Genomic DNA, 1635 nt, shown 5'->3' on the forward strand with positions numbered 1-1635 from the left:
GGGTGGCCGCTCTCCGGCCACGGCCGCGCCTGGGCGAGCAGCCGCACCGCGCCCGCGTCCCAGTCCACCTGGTCCGACGGGGTGTCGGCGTACAGGGTCACGGGCAGCGTCCCGTGCCGCATCGCGAGGACCATCTTGATGACGCCGGCGACGCCCGCCGCCGCCTGGGTGTGGCCCATGTTCGACTTGATCGAGCCGAGCCACAGCGGCTCGCCGCCGTCCGGGCGCCACCGGCCGTAGGTCGACAGCAACGCCTGCGCCTCGATCGGGTCGCCGAGCGTGGTACCGGTGCCGTGCCCTTCGACCGCGTCGATGTCCGCCGGCGTGAGCCCCGCGTCGGCCAGCGCGTGCCGGATGACCCGCTCCTGCGACGGGCCGTTCGGCGCGGTCAGTCCGTTGGACGCGCCGTCCTGGTTCACCGCCGAGCCGCGCAGCACGGCCAGCACCCGGTGGCCGTTGCGCCGCGCGTCGGACAGCCGCTCCAGCACCAGCAGGCCGGCGCCCTCGCCCCAGCCGGTGCCGTCGGCGCCGGCCCCGAACGACTTGCAGCGCCCGTCGGTGGCCAGGCCGCGCTGCCGGCTCATGTCCACGAAGGTGTCCGGTGTGGACATGATGGTGACGCCGCCGGCGAGCGCCAGGGTGCAGTCGCCGCGGCGCAGCGCCTGGCTCGCCCAGTGCATCGCCACCAGCGACGACGAGCAGGCGGTGTCGACGGTCACCGCCGGGCCCTCCAGCCCCAGGGCGTAGGCGACCCGGCCGGACACGACGGAGGCGAGGCTGCCGCTGCCGTGGTAGCCGGCCAGATCCTCGGGCAGCGGGCCGAGCCGCAGCCCCCAGTCGTGGTACATCACGCCGGCGAAGACGCCGGTGCTGGTTCCCGTCACCGAGTGCGGGTCGATCCCGGCCCGCTCGAACGCCTCCCACGCCACCTCGAGCAGCAGCCGCTGCTGGGGGTCCATCGCGTGCGCCTCGCGCGGGCTGATGCCGAAGAAGTCCGGATCGAACCGGGCCGCGTCGTGCAGGAAGCCGCCCTCGCGGGAGTAGCTGCGGCCCGGCTTGCCGACCTCCGGGTCGTAGAGGTCGGCGGGCCAGCCGCGGTCGGTGGGGAACTCGGAGATGACGTCGGCGCCGGTGGCGACCATCCGCCAGAGGTCCTCGGGGCTCGTGACGCCGCCGGGGTACCGGCACGCCATGCCGACGATCGCGATCGGCTCGTCGGTGGCGACCGGCGCGGGCGCGACGGGCAGCGCCCTTGGCGCCGTCTCGGCGCCGCCGAAGACCTTGCCGACGAGGTGGCGCGCCAGCGCGGCCGGTGTCGGGTAGTCGAACGTCAGCGTGGCGCTCAGCCGCAGCCCGGTCGCGACGCCGAGCCGATTGCGCAGTTCGACCGCGGCGAGCGAGTCGAAGCCGATCTCGTTGAACGCCCGGTCGGCGCCGACCTGGTCCGCGCCGTCGTGGCCGAGAACCTGCGCCGCCTCGGCGCGGACGAGGTCGACCAGGGCCGCCGTGCGCTCGGTCGCGCCGACGCCGGCGAGGCGCTGGGCCAGTGGCAGCGCACCGGCCGCCGGGCCACCGGCGGCCGCCCGGCGCGCGGGCCGGCCGGCCAGGCCGCGCAGCAACGCGGGTACCCCCTCC

At 76.2% G+C, this 1635-nt stretch carries 1 protein-coding gene; it reads right to left on the reverse strand.

Annotated features, from left to right (window positions below; genetic code table 11):
- The coding region (locus tag KJS59_RS00005; RefSeq protein WP_213450092.1) for a type I polyketide synthase at nt 1-1635 on the reverse strand (1635 nt) is incomplete at both ends.

This window comes from Rhizomonospora bruguierae (assembly GCF_018397995.1).
GTDB lineage: Bacteria > Actinomycetota > Actinomycetes > Mycobacteriales > Micromonosporaceae > Rhizomonospora > Rhizomonospora bruguierae.